Origin of the sequence: Robbsia andropogonis, assembly GCF_000970345.1 — a bacterium.
GTDB lineage: Bacteria > Pseudomonadota > Gammaproteobacteria > Burkholderiales > Burkholderiaceae > Robbsia > Robbsia andropogonis.
The window spans coordinates 34,067-52,843 of sequence record NZ_LAQU01000030.1 but is presented as its reverse complement, the minus strand read 5'-3'; the positions used below and the strand labels follow the sequence as shown (position 1 = coordinate 52,843).

20 protein-coding genes and 1 pseudogene are annotated in these 18,777 nt (G+C 57.1%); 16 read left to right on the top strand and 5 right to left on the bottom strand.

Annotation, left to right across the window (positions count from 1 at the left end):
* Nucleotides 1-218, top strand: a 218-nt coding sequence (locus tag WM40_RS28990; protein WP_157685884.1) for a transposase, incomplete at its 5' end; no start/stop codon positions are given.
* Between the two features lie 9 nt (nt 219-227).
* Here WM40_RS28990 and WM40_RS20950 read toward each other — a convergent pair.
* From WM40_RS20950 to WM40_RS20935, 4 genes and pseudogenes are all read right to left on the bottom strand, one after another.
* Nucleotides 228-1,790 (bottom strand): carbohydrate porin, encoded by a 1,563-nt coding sequence (locus tag WM40_RS20950; protein ID WP_052738436.1) that lies wholly within the window; start codon nt 1,788-1,790, stop codon nt 228-230.
* Between the two features lie 98 nt (nt 1,791-1,888).
* Nucleotides 1,889-2,695: pseudogene (locus tag WM40_RS20945) on the bottom strand (SDR family NAD(P)-dependent oxidoreductase).
* Nucleotides 2,696-2,706: 11 nt separating this feature from the next.
* Nucleotides 2,707-3,936: an MFS transporter gene (locus WM40_RS20940; protein WP_157685883.1), complete on the bottom strand. Its 1,230-nt coding sequence runs from the start codon at nt 3,934-3,936 to the stop codon at nt 2,707-2,709.
* Nucleotides 3,937-4,122: 186 nt separating this feature from the next.
* Nucleotides 4,123-5,055, bottom strand: coding sequence for a LysR family transcriptional regulator (locus WM40_RS20935; protein WP_046153862.1), 933 nt, complete (start codon nt 5,053-5,055; stop codon nt 4,123-4,125).
* 151 nt (nt 5,056-5,206) lie between these two features.
* On the opposite strand from WM40_RS20935, the gene WM40_RS20930 reads away from it, so the two are divergent.
* The 12 genes from WM40_RS20930 (at nt 5,207) to WM40_RS20880 (ending at nt 16,247) form a co-directional block, all read left to right on the top strand.
* A complete protein-coding gene (locus WM40_RS20930; RefSeq protein WP_082103068.1) occupies nt 5,207-5,695 on the top strand; it encodes a VOC family protein in 489 nt (162 codons plus the stop codon).
* Nucleotides 5,696-5,724: 29 nt separating this feature from the next.
* On the top strand, nt 5,725-6,753 hold the full coding sequence (locus WM40_RS20925; RefSeq protein ID WP_046153861.1) for an SMP-30/gluconolactonase/LRE family protein: 1,029 nt from the start codon (nt 5,725-5,727) through the stop codon (nt 6,751-6,753).
* Nucleotides 6,738-7,061, top strand: coding sequence for an antibiotic biosynthesis monooxygenase family protein (locus tag WM40_RS20920; RefSeq protein WP_320534035.1), 324 nt, complete (start codon nt 6,738-6,740; stop codon nt 7,059-7,061). The genes WM40_RS20925 and WM40_RS20920 overlap by 16 nt, the downstream gene beginning before the upstream one ends.
* Nucleotides 7,062-7,119: 58 nt before the next feature.
* Nucleotides 7,120-8,109, top strand: coding sequence for a fumarylacetoacetate hydrolase family protein (locus tag WM40_RS20915; RefSeq protein ID WP_046153870.1), 990 nt, complete (start codon nt 7,120-7,122; stop codon nt 8,107-8,109).
* Nucleotides 8,106-9,965, top strand: coding sequence for a phytoene desaturase family protein (locus WM40_RS20910; RefSeq protein WP_046153859.1), 1,860 nt, complete (start codon nt 8,106-8,108; stop codon nt 9,963-9,965). The genes WM40_RS20915 and WM40_RS20910 overlap by 4 nt, the downstream gene beginning before the upstream one ends.
* Entirely contained in the window at nt 9,962-10,906 is a 945-nt protein-coding gene (locus tag WM40_RS20905; RefSeq protein ID WP_046153858.1) for an NAD-dependent epimerase/dehydratase family protein, read from the top strand. The genes WM40_RS20910 and WM40_RS20905 overlap by 4 nt, the downstream gene beginning before the upstream one ends.
* A gap of 39 nt (nt 10,907-10,945) precedes the next feature.
* Nucleotides 10,946-11,878, top strand: coding sequence for a VOC family protein (locus tag WM40_RS20900; RefSeq protein WP_046153857.1), 933 nt, complete (start codon nt 10,946-10,948; stop codon nt 11,876-11,878).
* Between the two features lie 12 nt (nt 11,879-11,890).
* Nucleotides 11,891-12,244 carry a Rieske (2Fe-2S) protein gene (locus WM40_RS20895; protein ID WP_046153856.1) on the top strand — a complete coding sequence of 118 codons (354 nt, stop codon included), beginning with the start codon at nt 11,891-11,893 and terminating at the stop codon, nt 12,242-12,244.
* A gap of 31 nt (nt 12,245-12,275) precedes the next feature.
* Nucleotides 12,276-13,439 carry an alpha/beta hydrolase family protein gene (locus tag WM40_RS20890; RefSeq protein ID WP_046153855.1) on the top strand — a complete coding sequence of 388 codons (1,164 nt, stop codon included), beginning with the start codon at nt 12,276-12,278 and terminating at the stop codon, nt 13,437-13,439.
* 35 nt (nt 13,440-13,474) lie between these two features.
* Nucleotides 13,475-14,611, top strand: a complete 1,137-nt coding sequence (locus tag WM40_RS20885; protein WP_046153854.1) for an FAD-dependent oxidoreductase — start codon at nt 13,475-13,477, stop codon at nt 14,609-14,611.
* 84 nt (nt 14,612-14,695) lie between these two features.
* Nucleotides 14,696-15,154, top strand: a complete 459-nt coding sequence (locus WM40_RS28155) for a Tar ligand binding domain-containing protein (RefSeq protein WP_157685882.1) — start codon at nt 14,696-14,698, stop codon at nt 15,152-15,154.
* A gap of 79 nt (nt 15,155-15,233) precedes the next feature.
* A complete protein-coding gene (locus tag WM40_RS20880; protein WP_157685881.1) occupies nt 15,234-16,247 on the top strand; it encodes a methyl-accepting chemotaxis protein in 1,014 nt (337 codons plus the stop codon).
* A 189-nt stretch (nt 16,248-16,436) separates the two neighbouring features.
* Here WM40_RS20880 and WM40_RS28150 read toward each other — a convergent pair whose 3' ends face one another.
* Complete coding sequence (locus WM40_RS28150) at nt 16,437-16,661, bottom strand: hypothetical protein (protein ID WP_157685880.1); 225 nt, start codon at nt 16,659-16,661, stop codon at nt 16,437-16,439.
* A 314-nt stretch (nt 16,662-16,975) separates the two neighbouring features.
* On the opposite strand from WM40_RS28150, the gene WM40_RS20870 reads away from it, so the two are divergent.
* From WM40_RS20870 to WM40_RS31700, 3 genes are all read left to right on the top strand, one after another.
* Nucleotides 16,976-17,455 (top strand): VOC family protein, encoded by a 480-nt coding sequence (locus WM40_RS20870; protein ID WP_082103063.1) that lies wholly within the window; start codon nt 16,976-16,978, stop codon nt 17,453-17,455.
* A 120-nt stretch (nt 17,456-17,575) separates the two neighbouring features.
* Nucleotides 17,576-18,496 (top strand): SMP-30/gluconolactonase/LRE family protein, encoded by a 921-nt coding sequence (locus WM40_RS20865; protein ID WP_236693625.1) that lies wholly within the window; start codon nt 17,576-17,578, stop codon nt 18,494-18,496.
* 102 nt (nt 18,497-18,598) lie between these two features.
* On the top strand, nt 18,599-18,757 hold the full coding sequence (locus WM40_RS31700) for a hypothetical protein (RefSeq protein ID WP_236693624.1): 159 nt from the start codon (nt 18,599-18,601) through the stop codon (nt 18,755-18,757).
* The last annotated feature ends 20 nt before the right edge of the window (nt 18,758-18,777 follow it).

Below are 18,777 nucleotides of genomic sequence, written 5' to 3'. Positions count from 1 at the left end.
GGGGTATTAAACCTGTTCTCGCCAAGCGCCGCACTGAACATGGCAGCGGACTTGGAACCTATCGATGGGTAGTCGAACGTACTCACGCCTGGTTCCATAATTTCTACCGTCTGCGAATCCGCTACGACCGACTGGCAAAGATCCATGCAGCCTTCTTGAAGTTCGCTGCTTGCCTAATCTGCTGGAATACTCTCCAGCGATCTATTGCGGCTTTTTGAAACCGCCTCTTAGTTTTCCGTCAGTCCCAACATTCTGTCTAGAAATACACTCGCGAGAATCCCTGCGACATAGCCATTCCTCGGCGTCCCTGCGTACACAGGGTTGCCCCAGGTGCTTGTATTCCAGGTGCGCATCGCGTACGGGCTGAGGACAATGTTCCGTCCGACTGCAATATTCGCATCAAGCTTCAAGCCAAACTGGGTCCGCCCAACCGTGTAGCCGCCGCCCCCGGCCGCCCCATTCTCCTGTTTCAAATACGATTGCTCGTTCGGCGTGAGTGTGGCCCACAAAAAGCTTAAAGCATAGCTATCGAGGGGGCGGCTGCGAAGCGGCGCTTCCACCATCACGCCTCCGATTCCGGTTGTCGCCAGTCCGGTACTCGCGTGCGCATCGAAGCTTGTCGTCAGACTGCCGAATATGGAAACCGCTGTGGGGTCGCTGAGGTCTCGTTTGCCACCATCCGGCCGGTATACGACTTGTTTGCCGCCCAGATACATACCAGATGTGCCGTGGTGCGTTCGCAGCGTTAGCGGATCCGTTTGCGTTGCGGTGTTATGGTAGAAAAGCAATTCATAGCGTTTCGGATAGGACTCGGTCCGATAGGTAGTGCCGTAGACGATGTTTGCAAGCCAGGTGTTGCTATCCGTCACGGCATCAGTCCACTCCCAACCATTGGTGGTCGGAAACGCTGGGTTAGAGCGCCATACTCCGGCCTGCACCGACCACGCAGGTGTCAGGTTATATTTCACGCGCCCACCCCAATTCGAATAGATCGGGGGATTCATGCCCGCATTCTTTTGCAGGATCGCACTTTGGCAGCCAAAGCCCTGGTTGCAAACAGGCAAACCGAAATCCGCGCCAGGATTGCTCTTTCCAAATTCGATATCTAGCTGATCACGCAACGCTTTCTGTTCCCAGGTAAATCGTACGAGATGCGACACCTTCGGTACATAGGGCCCGGGCTGTCCTGCCAGCACGTCACCGGCTTGCAGGCCCCATCCTAGGTCCGTTGTGAACGGCACGAACACCTGTTGAAAATGAATGGTGGCACCTTTGAGCCCCGCAATTTTCTGCATGTCGAAATCGGCACCGATCGAAAAGAACGTCAGCGCTTCGTGATTGCCGGTTTTTTCGCCCATGTTTGGGTTGGCCAAGTACATCTGCACGACGTTGAATATCGGCGTAAAGCCCCAGTCGTTCATTCTTGCGCCAATCCCCGACAACATCCCATGACGCTGAGTTGCCGAAGGCTCCGGCGTCACATTCCCAACGCGCGATACATGCGCTTGATCGACTGCGGCGACAGTCTCTTTAGAAGTCGCGAGTTCGGTCAAAGAGCCCATTCTGCCCTGAACACTGTCATGTTTTATTCGCGGCGTGGCAACGGCACGATCGGAGCTGCTTGCTGAGGACGCGGCATTCACGGTGGATAGTGCGGTCGGCGCGGGCGTGTCGGACGTTGCCTGCGCGTGTGTCGTGCCGCACTGGGACATCGCTGCCAATAAAATCGCGCCAGCATGCAATCGTTTTGTTTTGTGCCGAGGTAAGCGTTCAGGCTGATAAAATTTCACTGCTGTCTCCTGCTGTGTTTTTTTTAGGGCAATACGGTCCCAGCCGTGCCTTCGAGGGCACGGTCAATTGCAAGGTAAGAAAGTGCGTGACTTGTCGCTTACCAGGCGGTTGCGCCACCGTCTACCAGAAAATCGGCCGCCGTGATCCAGCTAGCTTCATCAAAAGCGAGAAACAATGCGCACCAGGCAACATCTTCCGGCTACCCGATACGGCGGATCATCATCTTGTGGAGTGCCGAGGTAACGAACGCCGGATCGGTTTGCATGTGCGCGCGCGTCGCCGAAGTCTCGACGAGCGCGGGCGAAATGCTATTCATACCAATGCCATGTGGGCCGCCTTCCATGGCGAGTTGCCGAGTCATGGCGAGCACACCCCATTTGCCCGCACAATGGGCCAAGGCTGGCGACCCATCAAGTGCGACCGAGGCATTCGCCGACGCAAAGTTGATGACAGAACCGCCACCGCGCGCGATCAGTACTGGCCAGGCGGCCTTGCAAAGTGAAAATACGATATCAAGTTCACCCGTCAACGTGCAACGCCACTGCGTCTCGTAATTCATCTGCTGCAGCCAGGCAAAAGCACCAAAGGCTGCCGCATTGACTAGCGCATCGAAACCACCGTGCTGTTCGCGGGATAACCGTACTAGGCGCGCAGTGTCTGCAGGCTGCGTAAGGTGGCATGGATGCAGGCTTTCCATGCTTAGCCCAAGGCTACGTGCGTCTTCACCCTTCTGCTTCGCAGACTGAGAATCGATATCGCAACCGATCACCTGAGCACCTTGTGCGGCGAAGAGGCACGCGCGTGCTCGGCCGATACCGCTGCCGATGCCGGTCACTAGCGCGGCCTTTCCTTCGAGGCGATGGCCGCGCCGCACGGGCAGTGCGCATTTGAATAGAGGCTTCATGGAGGGACAGATCAGCGTGACGTGTATCGGCTGGCACCGAACGATACCGCGAATCCCAATACCGCTAATGCAGTAAAGGCCATCCCCCATGACTGCAGGACGGTAAAGCGTGACCCGCCGTGCCCGACCAGCACCATCACAATGATAGGACTGCAGAAGTATCCGATTGATTGGCTCGACGTGAATGCACCGGTGCCAAAGCCACGGCGAGCGAACGGTAAAGACCGCAGCCCCCAACTGATCATCGCCGGAACGGCCATGCCGCATCCTAGTCCATTGATCGCACTACCTAATGTTAATACCGCGAAATCGCGAGCAGCGCCCATTGTAAGAAAACCTATTCCGCACAACAACGCGCTCAGTGCGAATTGCGGTAGTACCGTGAACCTGCGCGCCAAACGCCATCCGAACAGGAGCGTACCGACAATCACACCCACGCTATTCAACGCATAGGCGATGCCGATCGCGCCTGTCGAATGAACGTGGAGTGCCACCAGCATGAACGAGAGATGCACTGGTACCACCATGAACACCAGCCCCACCAGGAATGCGGCCAGACAGATCAAAGCAAGCAACCAAGGTTTAAATACCGGCTCTACCGAAGAAGCAGTCACCGTGACGTCGCGAACGTCGTTCGCACGGTGCGTGTTCCATATAAAAATTTGTACGAATGGTGCTAGCAGAAGCGGCAATGCGTAAGCGGTGAAAGGCGCGCGCCATCCATATGCACCTAAGGCGCCGCCGACCAGATTGAAAAGAAATGCGGATGACGACGCAACCGTCACTTGTAACGACGCATAGCGGTCGCGTTCCGCACCGCTAAAATAGTCCCCGATAAACGAGGTGCTCACCGTCATTACCGCTGCCTCGGCCAGTCCAACCAATGCACGACTGACGAGAATTGTGTAGATGGAATTGAGATACAGCGGCGCCGTACCTGCCACGGCATATAAAACCAGCGCGCTAACCAGCACGCGTTTACGCCCCACGCGGTCACTGACCGCACCAATCGGCATGGCGAGCGCGCCGAGAATCAGCATGGGCATCGTGACAATTATCGGCACTAGCGTATCGATCTTGGGCACATCCGCGAAGTGGTGTGCTATAACGGGTAAGACCGGTCCGATCACCGTTGGTGCGAGCGTGGCGCAGATCACGGTGCTAAGTAGAATCAGCGCGTGAAATAGCGTCGCCTCGCGGGGTGCCGATGCAGCGCTCGGCCTACACATTTGAACGTGCACGAATTCGTCTCCTTTTTATGTCGGGCACGCGATCCGGCGCGGTAGGTAGTCCGCTATGAACGCTTCCCGTTTGTCTGAGACGAATAATTCCGGTAGACACCGTACGACACAATCAGATTGCGTTGATGGCACCATTTGACCGCATCAACAGATGCGACCTGAAAGAGGCGTTTGCACCAACGCCATTCACATTCGGCTGACTGCGGGCATATCCGTGCGCTGTTCCGACTGCTCAATCAGAACTCGCCGCATCCAGAGATGTGCCGGATCGCTGTTGTTGATTGCATGCCATTGCATGACTTCTACGAACGGCGGTATTTTCATCGGCAGCGGGAAACGCCGTAACGGAAGGTAGCGGCAATAAATGTCCGCGAGTCGGGTGTGAACCGTTGCAACACGGGTTGTTCCCATCACGAGCTGCGGTAGCGTATTGTAATTAGTTGTCGTGACTTCTATCGAGCGCGACAAGCCGAGATTCGCCATCATCAGACTTTCAAAACTGACGCTGCGACTGTCGCCGAATGTTGCCGCGACATGCCCCATTTTCTTATATTGATCCAACGTCAGTGTTTCGCCCACTAGTGCATTGCCGCTCCATACGATGCAACTGAACGTTTCCTCGAACAGCGTCTGCGATGGATGTGCTGGACTGACCGAGGCGCTGGGATAAATGACGAAATCGACTTCTCCCCGATCTAACTGGTCCTGGACGTCGTCCGTCATGTTGGCAATGTGTAAAGTAATCCCGGGCGCTTCGCGTTGCAGTCGCTGCACCACATCGACAAGTAACACCGTGGTGAGATAGTCCGATGCGCGGATGACAAAATTACGGCGTGCCTGAGCGGGGTTGAATTCCAGCCGTGCGACTACGGTGGATTGTACGGTCAGCAGGATCTCCCGGACGGGTTGCGCGAGGCTACGCCCGAGCGGGGTCAACTCCATCCGCCGTCCAACCTGCATAAGTAATTCATCGTCGAAATATTCACGCAGTCGCCCGAGCGCACTGCTCGTGGCGGACGCGCCGATGTGCAAGCGTTCGCTCGCGCGCGTCACGCTGCGCGTATCAAGCAGCGCATCGAGAGCGACGAGCAAGTTCATGTCGAAGTGGCCTAATCTCATGGCTCCACTATCCGACGAACCATACGATACGATCAATGCGTGTTTCCACTAGGAATTGATGGTCTCGATAGATAAGCCGCCATACAGTACAGCCTTGCAATCAAAAAAATCGATTCGACGGCATCGTCGATTACAAAAAAAGGAGGCAGTCATGGCGAGTACTTTTGCCGGGCAACGCGATGCGCCAACGCATATTATTGAAAACGGCACGCCCCTCCTACCGGTGCTATGTCCTCATCATTTCGCGATCAGTGTACCTAATCTTGACGCGGCCTGCGATTGGTACGCTCGCATCCTGGGTTTCACCATCGAGTCACGGCTAACGATCGACACTATTGCCGCGCGAATCGCTTTTCTGCATCGCGAGGACTTTCGTATCGAGATTTTCGACATGCCGGGCGCTGCTGCTTTGCCCGAAACGCGCCACGTTCCGAATTACGATCTTCGTACGCAAGGCAATAAACATATGTGTTTTGATATCCCGAACGTGGCGCAGGCTGTGGTGGCGTTGCGTGCGCGTGGCGTCGATATTGCCATGGAGCAAATGGTCCACGGCAATCCCACTGCGTTCATTCGAGACGTATGCGGCAATTTGATCGAATTGCTGGAGCCGTTCGCTGCGGATTGTAACGTTTCCTGATCAATCCATTCCTCGGGATCAATACAGTCATGACGTCATCTTTCAATCCCTTACGTGGATGGCACGTCGATCGAGACGCCATCCGAATGGTTGGCCACGACCTGCGGCGACCTGAATGTATCCTCGCCGAACCAGATGGCACCTTGTGGACGGCGGATGCGCGTGGCGGTGTCGTTCGCATCGACGCCAGCGGCATGCAAACGCTGATTACGCAGCAAGACGAAAAGATCAGTTCAGTGATCGATTCAAGTACCGAGCAACTCCTGCTCGGCAAGACCTTGCCGAACGGGCTTGCTTTCGATCGCGACGGCAATATTCTAATCGCCAATTTTGGCACCGATGCGATCGAACTGATGTCGCGTAATGGCACGTCGCGAACGTTGTATGACAGGATCGATGGAGCGCCGCTGGGTAAAACCAACTTCGTGCTTAGCGACTCCCGGGGACGCATCTGGTTCACGGTCACCACACGGCAGGTGCCCTGGACCCGCGCCATTAATGGAAAGACCGCCGATGGTTATGTCGGACTTATCGATGAAAATGGGATCCGAATCGTCGCAGATCATTTTGTTGGCACGAACGAAATCCGTCTGGACGCCAACGAAGAGTGGCTGTACGTCGTGGAAACAAATGCACGCCGTATTTCGCGGTTGCGCGTTGCGGAAGATGGGTCGTTAAGCCATCGCGAAGTCTATGGTCCTCCCGACCTCGGTGGTTTCCCCGATGGTTGTGCTTTCGACGGGTTTGGCAATCTCTGGATCACATTGATCCTCAACGAGAAACTCGTCGCACTTACGCCTGACGGTGAAGTATTGACGCTCCTGGATGATGGCAACGCCGCCGCTTTCGCGCGTTACGAATCGCACTATGCAAATGGTACGACGACACCCGAGTTAATGGGTGCCTGCCGAGGCACGATTGCACCGATGATGGCAAGCATCACTTTCGGTGGCCCAGACCTGCGCACAGTCTATCTCGGCAGCCTTGCCGGCAGCGCGCTTGCAAGCTTTCGGTCACCGATTGCCGGGTTACCGCTTGCCCATTGGAGAAATACATGATTTTAGAGATTGCGCATTTTCGCATTCAGTCAAGCGCGGACAATCCTGGTTTTGAAGCTGCTTTCGCTATCGCCCAAATTATCCTGGCGAGCATGCCGGGTTATCTTGGTCACGAATTGCACCGCTGTATAGAAGATCCTTGCGAATATCGCCTGCTGGTTCATTGGAACACGGTGCAAGATCATATAAAAGGATTTCGCGAATCGGCGCGCTTCGCCGAATGGCGTGCTCTGCTGCAGCCATTCTTCGCTGCGCCGCCCTCGGCAGCGCATTATGAAGCGCGATTCACGAGTCATCCGTCTTGCTAGCATCAAGCGGAGTGAGGCGCACGTTCGCCAGTTCCGGAAAACGAAGGAGACAGTCATCATGAAGCTGGCATCACTTAAAAGTACTTATCCAGATGGTAGGTTGATCGTCGTGTCCCGGGATTTGCGCAACGCGCTCGACGTAAGCGCAGCGGTACCCAGCATGCGCGCCGCGCTCGACAACTGGGATCACGTATTCCCCGATTTGCTGGCGCGCTACCAGGCATTGAACCACAACGAAGCGGCCGAGGCGTTCGCCTTCGATCCACATGCGTGTACGGCACCCCTGCCGCGTACGCATCAGTTTGTTGACGCTTCCGCATTTCTTAACCATGGCCGAATAATGACGCAGGCTTACCATCCAGAGAAGAAATCTGATCCGTCTGTTCCGATTTTGATTCAACGCCAGGGCGACGATTTCGTCGGCCCGCACGACGACTATCCGTTTCCCGACGAAGCGGACAACTGCGATTTCGAAGGCGAAGTGGGGGTGATACTCGCCGACACGCCGATGCGCACCCATGCGGACAACGCGCTTTCGCACGTACGGCTTTTGACCCTCTTCAATGACGTAAGCATGCGCAAGCATCTGTTTCGCGAACTCGGCATGGGCTTTGGTTTTATTCTGGCCAAGCCAGCAACGGCGTTCGCACCGGTCGCAGTGACGCCAGACGAGCTGGGCGAGGCGTGGCGCGACGGACGCGTGCATCTGGACCTCCACGTCACACGAAATGGTGTGACGTTCGGGCATCCAAACGGCCGGGAAATGAGCTTCGGTTTTCACGAACTGATCGAATACATCACGTACAACCGGAACTTGCGCGCGGGAACGATCCTTGGATCTGGCACTTTTTCCAATGCAGACTATCACCGCACCGGCGCTGCTTGCTTGGCAGAACAGCGCGCGATAGAGACGATCGAAACCGGCGCATCGTCCACTCCCTGGCTATCGTTCGGCGAGCGATTGCGCTTTGAGATGTTCGACCTGGAAAGTCAGTCGATATTCGGTGCGATCGATCATCGCTTCGTTCAGGTAGGAGCGCGCGCATGACTCAAACCTACGACATCGTCGCGATGGGGGCCGGTCACAATGGCCTTGTGGCCGCAGCGTACTTGGCAAAGGCGGGCAAGAAAGTGCTCGTGCTCGAACGCAAGGCTTGGCCCGGTGGGGGTGTTAGCACGCGGCAGTTGAACACCCCGGGGTACTGGCACGACGAGCATTCCAGCGTTCACATCATGATTCAAGGTAATCCGATGCTAAGGCAGGATGAGCTCGGGTTGCTGTCGAAACATGGCCTCAAATATCACTATTCATCCGTGCCCCACGCCACGATCTTCCCTGATCAGTCCGTGCTGTTTACTTATAAGGACATCGACAAGACCTGCGAGTCGTTTGCCACCGTTTCGGCTAGAGATGCTGAAACGTATCGCGATTTCGTCAAGATAAGTCAGAAAATCCTGCAGGTATTCATGCCGGGATTGTATGGGGCACCACCGCCGCTTGGCGAGCTTGTCGCTATGCTGGACCGCAGCGAGGAAGGTCGGCTGATGCTTGATTACATGAATCGGGATTGTCTTGACCTCGTCAATCAGCTCTATGAGAGCGATAAGATCAAGATCCATCTACTGCGGCTTGTGAGCGAAAACCTGCAAGCACCGAATGAACTGGGCAAAAGCATGGGCGTCTTGCTGATGCTGGGCATCATTCACACTTATGGCGTATCACAGCCCGTAGGCGGAAGCGCAAAGCTGACAGAGGCACTAGTACGCTGCATCGAATCATATGGCGGAGAAGTCCGGTGCAATGCGGAAGTCTCGAAAATACTTACCAGCGCGGGACGCGCCACCGGGGTCCAGCTCGTGGAGGGAGAACAGATCTTCGCGAAAGACGGCGTAATCGGCGCCATTCACCCGCACGTGATCCGGAAGTTCGTCGATGGTGTACCGGAACCCGTCACGCAACGGGCAGAACGTGCGACGCTTGCATCATTCTCGATCATGGTTAGCCACTACGACCTGAAGGAGAATGCACGCTTTCATGCCGGTGACGAGGTTGGCTACGCGAAGATGCTCGAATTCATGGCAACGGATAGACTCGACGAAATGCTAGCTGACTTTGACGACCTCAAACGCGGTGTGATCACCGAGCGTCGCCTGTGCGCCGGTGGCGATGAAAGCATAGGTGACAAGACGCGTGTGCCGACCGGTGCGGGTATGTTCCATGGCATTACTTTCGCGCCGTATCACTTAAGCGACAAACGATGGGCTGGCCGGCAATGGGACGAATTCAAGGAAGAAATTGGTGACCTGTCCCTTGCACATTACCGCAAGTTCGTATCGAACCTGACCGCCGACAACATCGTCGCCCGCAGCATAGTTAGCCCGGTGGATCTGGAACGATCGAGCCCGAACAGCATGATGCGCGGTGACCTGCACGGCGTGGCGCCGTACTTTTACCAAAGCGCCGGTCATCGGCCGACCCCAGACCTCGGGCAATACACGGTGCCAGGCGTCGAGCGGCTCTATCTTGCCGGACCTTTCCAGCATCCCGGAGGGGGCGTCTATGGTGCCGGACGCGCGACGGCAATCAGAATGTTCGAACAGCTTGGCATGGATTTCGGTAGCGTCGCGGCAAGCGTTCGACAAGACACAGGCGTGCCATCACCGGTCGCCAACGTAAATAAGGAGGGCATGGTACTGCGCGGGGCCGCCGACGAAGAATTGATACATGTCGAGTCTCTCGAGCGTGTCGGCAACGAACTGGTCATTAAAGGCAAAAGCTTTGGTACGATGCCGATGGAGGCTCGACTCCATGCCGCGTCGGCTCGCGCGGGCCTAAAAATGCTCGGCGCTTCGCGTCTCGCGTTTCTGGCAACGCTGCCTTTCCGTAGAGGGGGGCAGAGATGACGCATGTCGTGGTGACAGGTGCGGAGGGGTTTGTCGGACGCGCGCTCGTCGGGCGTTTGTTGTCGGAAGGCCTGGGCGCACGCAAATTATCCAGGCTGACGCTGATGGACATTCACTTCGACGAGCCGCATCCAGATCGGCGCGTTGTGCAAGTGTCAGGCAGTATCGCGGATGCGGCGGTTCGAGCGCAGGCGTTCAGCAACCCGGTGGATGCGGTATTCCATCTCGCCAGTATCCCTGGCGGCGCGGCGGAAAAGGACTATGCACTCGGGCGCTCGATTAATCTCGACGCAACGCTCGGGATGCTCGAAGACCTTGCAAGTCAAGTCGACACGCCGCGTTTCGTGTTTGCGAGCACGATTGCAGTGTACGGGGAGCAGTTACCCGATACCGTTGACGAAGATACCCTGCCAGCGCCCGCACTGAGCTACGGCGCGCAAAAATTGATGGGAGAGTTTGCCGTTGCCGATGCCTCTCGCCGCGGTTGGGTGCACGGATGCTCGCTGCGCTTGCCGGGTGTTGTCGCACGACCCGGCGATGGCGCAGGCATGATGTCCGCTTTCATGAGTCTATTGTTCTGGAAGCTGGCAGCGGGGCAGCCGATTACCGTCCCGGTTTCGCGTGAAGGCACGGCATGGTGGATTTCGGTCGCTCGGTGCGTGGACAATCTGCTGCATGCCGCGACCGTCGATCCGCATCGCTTCAACGCCCGCCGCACGTATCAAATGCCCGTCCTCCGTTTGAGTGTCGGTGACGTCGTCGATGGGCTTGCCGAGCGCTTTGGCGTGGATCGGAAGACACTTGTCACGTATGCCCCCGATCCGTTTATCGAACGCCTTTTCGCATCCTATCCACCGATGCTGGCACCGCAAGCGGAGCGACTCGGATTGCGGCATGACGGCAGTGTCGAACAACTCATCACCCGGGCAACCTCCGCCTGAAACGCGGTGTGTCATCCGCGCATTATCGGAACTACATCCATGAATATCATCGGACTTGAATTCCTCGTCTTCGGCGTCGACGATCTGGCCGGTAGCCGACAATATCTACTAGATTACGGCCTTGAAGAGAGGCATTACGATTCAGAGCGGGGCGGTATTTTTACCGCGTTGGATGGCACCGGACTTATCCTGCGCCCGGCCGACGATCCCGCGCTCCCACCCTTACCCCCCAAAGCGGCAACGCCCAGCTTGCGCGAGACGGTATATGGGGTAAAGGACAGGCAAACGCTAGCAGCCATTCATGAGAATTTGGCAGTCGACCGTGACGTAACGATCGACGAGTGCGGAACGGTCCACAGTATTGACGATGCAGGATTCGGTATCGGCTTCATGGTGACAAAGCGGCACACATATGAAGCACGTCATCTGGGTTTCAATGTCCCGGGTCAGCCCCCGGGTCGTGCATTGAACGATTGCGCGGCGAATCCGGAAGAAATCATCAAGCCACGCACGCTGTCGCATGTCGTGTATTTCGTGGAAGACGCCCTAAAGGCCGAGATATTTTATCGGCGGCTTGGTTTCGTTGTCACCGATCGGTTCAACAATCTCGGTCCGTTCATGCGCCCGGCCGGCACCAACGATCACCACACGCTTTTCATGATCGAAAGCCAGAATGAACACATGATCGGCTGCAATCACTTTACATTTCATCTGGGATCGGCAAACGAGGTGCTGCAGCACGGCTGGAATTTCGTTAAGCGTGGGTACAAGAGTTTTTGGGGGCCCGGGCGCCATATCCTCGGGAGTAACTATTTTTGGTATTTCAATAGTCCGTTCGGTGCCACGATCGAATTCGATGCCGATATGGACTTGCACGACGAAAGCTGGACGCCCCGCGCGTGCGATCCAGGATCGGACAATTCACAGATATTTCTCTTCGATGCGCGCGACAAATGGGCGCCCGGTGAATGAAAGGGGAGCGCCATGACTGCATTACGCGTGCTCTGCCATCTTCATGAGCTGCCAGACGGCGGCTCGCGAGGCTTTTTGCGCGAAGGCCTTGACGATCAATTATGCGTCGTGCGGCAAGGCGAAGACGTATTCATCTGGCGCAACGACTGCCCGCATGAACATCGGCCGATGGAATACCGCCAAGACCGTTTTCTTTCCGCCGACGGAAGCCATATCGTCTGCTATGCGCACTCCGCGCACTTCGATATCCGAACCGGTGAATGTTTTGCCGGACCCTGTAAAGGCAAACGCCTGAACCCGGTGCCCGTGCACGTCGAAGACGGAATGGTATGGATTCCCGTCCAAATCCCCTCGATCTTCGACTGATTTAACCTATCTGAACCAAGGCGACCACATCATGTTTCAGTACTTTCAAACAAACTACGTATGGAGCCTTTCCACGATGATTGCGCTGACGCATGGCGGCAATATCGGAGAGGTGGATGCCATGTGTGCGCCGCTTCTCGAAGCCGCTCGCGCCGGTGATGATCCAGGTACACAAGCGTTCTATGAAGCATGGAAACGCGGGGCGGACGCGCTGATCGCGCTAGCCGAAGAAGATCTTGCACAAGGCCATGCACTGTCCGCGGGCGAGAAGTTGAGTCGTGCCGGCCTCTACTATGGCATTGCCGAACGGATGCAGGCCCACGGCTTCGCGGCGCGGCTAGCCATCTATAGAAAGTCGCTCGAGCTGTTTGAGCAAGGACGCAAGCTCGCACGGGAGAACTGTGTCCGTGTCGAGATTCCTTATCGAGACACGTACCTCACCGGGCTCTACGTACGAGCCGAAGGTCTGGCGCCAGGTACGCGCGCGCCGATCGTCGTTGTCATGAATGGTCTCGATTCGACCAAGGAAATGTTGCAAAAAAGTGTGATGGGCACGATGTTCGCCCGCCGTGGCCTGTCCGCGCTTTTTGTCGACCAGCCGGGTACCGGCGAGGCACTACGTCTGCAGGGACTGCACGCCGTACACGATTCGGAGGCCTGGGCGACACCGATCGTGGATTGGCTAGAGCAACACGTCGACACGGCGGCTGACCGAATTGGTGCGCTCGGTGTGTCATTGGGCGGGTATTACTGTCCGCGTGCCGTGGCGTTCGAACCGCGGTTCGCGTGCGGGGCGGTCTGGGGCGCGAATCATGATTGGCGCGAGGTGCAACAGACCAGGCTGAAACGCGAGGGTGAGAATCCAGTGCCGCACTATTGGAAACACGTGCAATGGGTCTTTGGCGCAAAGGACATGGATGACTTTCTGGCGAAAGCCGAACACATGCACCTGAATGGCGTGCTCGATCGAATTCGTGTGCCTTTCCTCATCACGCACGGGGAAAGTGATCGTCAGATCCCTTTGAAATACGCCTATCAAAGCTTCGAGCAGTTGATTAACAGCCCGGATAAAGCATTGTTTGTATTCACCGCACGTGAAGGCGGGGTCGAACACAGCTCGCTCGACAATCCATTGAACGCGGGTAATCGCATTGCCGACTGGCTTGCTGGACAGCTCGGCGGAACGGTGGTCTGAGCATTGCGGTTCAACATCGGACAGAGATATTCACTATGACACCTATCAACAAGGTCTTGGTCATCGGGGGCGGCATTGGCGGAATGTGCGTTGCCATCATGCTGCGCAAACAGGGTATACAAGTCGATCTCATTGAGATCAACCCGCGATGGGCAGCTGACGGCGCCGGCATCACGATTAGCGGCCCATCATTGCGTAGCTTGCGCGAGATAGGCGTGGTCGACGAGGTGTTGAGGCGCGGAGGCTCGTGGCGGACCGTCGACATCTGCGATGCAAACGGAAAAGTTAATGCCACCGTTCCCGTTGCTTCGGCGATCGGCGCGGAGGACCTTCCCGGAGGCGCGGGCATCATGCGCACGGTTCTCGCAGATATTTTGGGCACTGCCACACAGAATGCCGGCGCAAACGTAAGGCTCGGACTAAGCTTCGACCGGATAGAACAGGATAGCAGCGGCGTCGAGGTCCGGTTCACTGACGGTAGCCATCGGACTTACGATCTCGTGATTGGCGCGGATGGCCTACATTCCGCGGTTCGGAAAATCGTCATGCCTGATTTTGCGGGACCGTCATTCACGGGTCAAGGCTCCTGGCGGGCCGTCGTGCCGCGCCTTCATCAGAATTCCACTATCTACATGGGCGAAACCACAAAAGCGGGAATGAACCCCATTAGTGCGACGGAATGCTATTTGTTCGTTCTCGACAAACGCCCGGGATCGGAGTTCGTCGCTCCGGAGGAATGGCCACGCATGCTTGCCGACTTACTCGAGCAATTTGGCGGTGCCATTGGGACGTTTCGCGCGGGTTTGCTCGATGGTTCGCTCAATAATCCTCGCGTGCTGTACCGACCACTTGCGGGTCACTTGATCGAGGCGCCTTGGTATAAAGGACGCATCGTATTGCTCGGCGATGCGATCCACGCAACAACCCCACACCTTGCGTCGGGCGCGGGGATAGCGGTCGAGGGCGCTATTGTACTCGCGCAGGAACTCGAACGACATGACGCCATTGAGGACGCGTTGATCAATTATGCCGAAAGGCATTATGAACGTGCGCGACTGGTCGTCCGTGCTTCCAACCGTATGGGGGTACTCGAACAACAAGGTGGATCGCGCGAAGAACACACCAGCGTGATGGTCGAGGCGCAGGAAGCGCTACGCCAGCCCCTCCGGTGACAGGCTTTCACGCTACTATAAGAGGCCTATTCATGAAGACATTCATCGACTCGCACAACCGGGTGGCTGTCGTGGCCGGCGCTCTTGAAGACGTTATCGATACAAGCAAGGCTTGCAGCAACCACGGGGCTCCTTGGACTGTTACTGAGCGTGGTGGGCGGTTTGAGCCTTTGGGGGCAGGGTCGAAGTGCCGCCGCCGCTGAACGGATGTCACAAAATTTTTTACCAGCGATGGCTGATCTGGGGGACACGCACGCGTATCTGGCGATCACTACGCTGGTGCTAAACCAGATGGCGCTGAATCTGGATGCGCCCAATTTTTCGCGACTCCGGGACATTTCGGTTGATGTGCAGAATAAGGCGAATAATGCGTTCAAGCTTTATATGAGTGCGCCGAAGTTGCCAGAAGAGCAAGAGCTAGCGGCCGACGCCGATGTGAAGCGTATCGCGATGACACGAAGCCATCGACCAATTGCGCTCTACGATCGATCAGCGAGACACTGCCGGGATCTATCGAGTTTCCAGCGAGGTGCTACCGTCTAATTTTGTCCAAGTCGACGGCGCGATCAGAAAATTAAAGCAATTTATCAAAATACAGGCGACATCGCGCGCCGACCGGGCCATGGCAATGGCGCGCGCTATTCACGCCTTGACGATCGGCTTGGTCGTCTTCGGATTGACGGCCGCTTCGCTGAGTTGGCTGTTGCTGCGCCGAGCGATTATGACGCCGCTGAACGAGGCGCTTGGCCATTTCTCCCGAATCGCGGACGGTGACCTCATGGGTAAAGTGCGCAGCCGTACAAGTGATGAAATGGGGCGTCTATTGAGCGACATCGAATCCATGCAACACCGCTTGAGCCTTACGGTTACGGTCATGCGTACCGGCAGCGATTCGATCTTCACCGCAACCAATGAGATCGCATCGGGTAACAATGATCTGGCTGCTCGCACCGAAGAGCAGGCGGCATCCCTTCAGCAGACGTTGGCGAGCATGGCGCAGTTGAGTGTCACCGTGAAACATAATGCAGATAATGCGACGCAGGCAAGGCAGCTCGCGCAGGGTGCGTCAGAAGTCGCCACGATTAGCGAGACGTTGGTGACCGGCGTCGTTAGTACGATGGCGGGCATTGAGGCGAGCTCTCGGCAAATGGTCGAAATCATTGGGATCATCGAGGGTATCGCGTTTCAAACTAATGTCTTTGCGCTCAATGCTGCCGTCGAAGCGGCGCGGGCGGGAGAGGGCGGCCGTGGGTTTGCCGTGGTAGCGGGCGAAGTACGCACGCTTGCCCAGCGGTCGGCTGCGTCTGCGAAGGAAATCAAGGCCCTCATCACCAACTCCGCCGACCGTGTTGATGAAGGGGCGCGAATGGTCAACGATACAGTCGCGAGCATGATCAAGGCGCGTGAAGCGATACAACGTGTCACGGGGATCATGAACGAGATTTCCGAGGCTTGCGATGAACAAGGCAGGGACATTGATCAGATCAAAGACGCCGTCACCCAGATGGATATCGTCACCCAACAGAACGCTGCGCTTGTCGAGGAAGGAGCGGCAGCGGCTGAAGCGTTGCGCGAACAGGCAGCACATTTGCGAAATTCCGTATCTGTTTTAAAGACACTGGAATTGACCCGATGAATCGCGATGAGGCTATTGACGTTTGCAATATCGAGAAATGCTAGATGCTCGGTTTCAAGTGTTTCAGCAATGCTGCAACCGCAGTTGCAGGAATCGAATTGATGCGTCGTATTCGCAAGGAGTAGTTCGACCTGACTAAGTTCGGTACCAAGGATGCTTTCACGAACGATGTATGGAACCCGCCATCTCCTATTGATATGTCATCCTACATATAAACATGTTCTCAACGATCTTACCTATTTGCACCAGAATCGTCACGAGCACCGTGGTCAGATAGTCCGACGCCCGGATCACGAAGTTGCGGCGCGCCAGCGCGGGATCGAACTCGAGACTCGCGACGACCGTCGACTGCACATTCAGCAGTATCTCGCGCACCGGCTGTGCAAGGCTCCTGCCGAGTGGCGTCAGCTCCATGCGCCGGCCCACCTGCATCAGCAACGGATCGCCGGAATACGCGAGCAGCCGCCCCAGTGCGCTGCTCGTCGCCTATGCGCCGATATGCAGGCGTTCGCTCGTGTTACGCTGCGCATGTCAAGCAGCGCGTCGAGCAAATTCATATCGAAATGACGCAGTCTCATGGGGCCGCACTATCCGGCAATCATTCGATCACATCAATGCGTGTTTCCACTAGGAATTGATAGTCTCGACAGGTGAAAGCCTCTACAGTACTAGCAAGCAAACGACATGACGCGCCTCGTAGCGCGCCAGACAAGCAGGAGACACCCGCCATGACGACTGCGCTTCTGACGCTGTCCGAGGACGTGCCGCATCTCGACGATGACCGCGCAGCAGCCCCTCGGTCCTCGACCTCGACCTCGACCTCGACCTCGAACCATCCGAACCCGCCGCTTCTTTCCGTGCTGCGCCCACATCACTTTGGCGTTGGCGTGCGCGATCTCGATGCCGCAATCGACTGGTACGGGCGCATGATCGGCTTCGCGCTTGAATCGCAGATGACGATCGACAAGATTTCCGCGCGCATCGCTTTCCTGGGCCGCGACGGCTTTCGCATCGAACTCTTCGAAGTGCCCGGCGCGGCGCCGCTGCCCGACGAGCGGCGCATGCCGAACCTGGATCTGCGCACGCACGGCAACAAGCACATGTGCTTCGAATTACCCGACCTACGCGGCGCCGTCGCCGCACTGCGCTCACGGGGTGCCGACATCGCGTTCGAACTGGTCGTCGACGGCAATCCAACGGCATTCTAGCGCGATGTATGCGGGAACCTGATCGAACTGCTCCAGCCGTTCGCCATCGACAGACCGGCGGCGTGACGCGCAACAAGCCTTCGACGACGCTCCCCTCTTCCACCCACAATGCATTTTCCGATGACGACATCGTTCAATCCCTTGAGCGGATGGCACGTGAGCTGCGACCACATTCAGATGGCCGGCCGAGACCTGCTGCGCCCCGAATGCATCCTCGCCGAGACCGACGCCACTTTATGGACAGCTGATGCGCGCGGCGGCGGGATGCGCATCGCACCTGACGGTACGCAAGCGCTGATCGCGCAGCAGCCCGATCATGCTCACACGCCCGCTTCCCGCGACGAGCAGCAACTCGTGCTAGGCGGCACACTGCCGAATCGCCTCGCGTTCGATCGCGAAGGCAACATCGTGATCGCAAACTTCGGCACCGACGGGATCGAACTCATGACGCGCGATGGCGCGCCGCTCGGCAAGACCAATTTCGTGCTGACAGATTCGAAAGGCCGCATCTGGCTCACGGTCATGATGCGCCAGGTGCCGTGGACGCGCTCGATCAGCGAGAAGACGGTGGACCGTTACGTCGGCCTGGTCGACGAACACGGCATTTCGCGTCTGAGCGTAGCTGGCGACGGCGCGCTCAGTGCCCACGAAATTTATGGCCCGCACGATCTAGGCGGCTTCCTGGACGGCGTCGCGTTCGATGCGCACGGCAATCTGTGGATCACGCTGATCCTCACCAATAAGCTGATCACGCTCACGTTGGAAGGCGAAGTGTGGACACTGCTAGACGACGGCAATCCCGAAGCGCTCGCGCGCTACGAAGAGCATTGCCAGCAAGGCACGCCCACGCCCGAACTGATGGACGCGTGCCGCGGCACGGTCGCGCTGATGATGGCCAGCATCACATTCGGTGACCCCGATCTGCGTGCCGTATCGGTACGACGCTTGCGAGCTTCCACTCGCCCGCCCCCGGTCTCGCGCTGCCTGACTGGAGCCCGCGATGATGCTCGAAATCGCAGACTGTCGCATCGCGCCCGGTAGCAACTCGGGCTTCGGAGTAGCATTTGCCACGGCGCAAGCATTCCTCGCTGCAATGCCGGGCTATAGCGATCACGAGCTTCAGCGCTGTATCGAGGACTACCAGTGGATACCGACTGGCTCGTGCGTTGGATCAAGGTCGACGACCATATGCAGCGCATTCGCGGATCCACGCCCATCTCGCAGTGGCGTGCGCTGCTTCAGCCGTTCTTTGCGAACGTGCTGCTTTTCGGGCACGTGGTCGAGAACCCGGCGGAGAACTAGCCGCAGGCCCCCTTTCTTTT

Excerpts from the sequence above, each read along its gene's own strand:
- WM40_RS20935 (WP_046153862.1), bottom strand. The coding sequence starts at position 5,055 with ATGAGATTAGGCCACTTCGACATGAACTTGCTCGTCGCTCTCGATGCG.
- WM40_RS20930 (WP_082103068.1), top strand. The coding sequence starts at position 5,207 with ATGGCGAGTACTTTTGCCGGGCAACGCGATGCGCCAACGCATATTATT.
- WM40_RS20925 (WP_046153861.1), top strand. The coding sequence starts at position 5,725 with ATGACGTCATCTTTCAATCCCTTACGTGGATGGCACGTCGATCGAGAC.
- WM40_RS20915 (WP_046153870.1), top strand. The coding sequence starts at position 7,120 with ATGAAGCTGGCATCACTTAAAAGTACTTATCCAGATGGTAGGTTGATC.
- WM40_RS20910 (WP_046153859.1), top strand. The coding sequence starts at position 8,106 with ATGACTCAAACCTACGACATCGTCGCGATGGGGGCCGGTCACAATGGC.
- WM40_RS20905 (WP_046153858.1), top strand. The coding sequence starts at position 9,962 with ATGACGCATGTCGTGGTGACAGGTGCGGAGGGGTTTGTCGGACGCGCG.
- WM40_RS20900 (WP_046153857.1), top strand. The coding sequence starts at position 10,946 with ATGAATATCATCGGACTTGAATTCCTCGTCTTCGGCGTCGACGATCTG.
- WM40_RS20895 (WP_046153856.1), top strand. The coding sequence starts at position 11,891 with ATGACTGCATTACGCGTGCTCTGCCATCTTCATGAGCTGCCAGACGGC.
- WM40_RS20890 (WP_046153855.1), top strand. The coding sequence starts at position 12,276 with ATGTTTCAGTACTTTCAAACAAACTACGTATGGAGCCTTTCCACGATG.
- WM40_RS20885 (WP_046153854.1), top strand. The coding sequence starts at position 13,475 with ATGACACCTATCAACAAGGTCTTGGTCATCGGGGGCGGCATTGGCGGA.
- WM40_RS20880 (WP_157685881.1), top strand. The coding sequence starts at position 15,234 with ATGGCAATGGCGCGCGCTATTCACGCCTTGACGATCGGCTTGGTCGTC.
- WM40_RS28150 (WP_157685880.1), bottom strand. The coding sequence starts at position 16,661 with ATGGAGCTGACGCCACTCGGCAGGAGCCTTGCACAGCCGGTGCGCGAG.
- WM40_RS20870 (WP_082103063.1), top strand. The coding sequence starts at position 16,976 with ATGACGACTGCGCTTCTGACGCTGTCCGAGGACGTGCCGCATCTCGAC.
- WM40_RS20865 (WP_236693625.1), top strand. The coding sequence starts at position 17,576 with ATGACGACATCGTTCAATCCCTTGAGCGGATGGCACGTGAGCTGCGAC.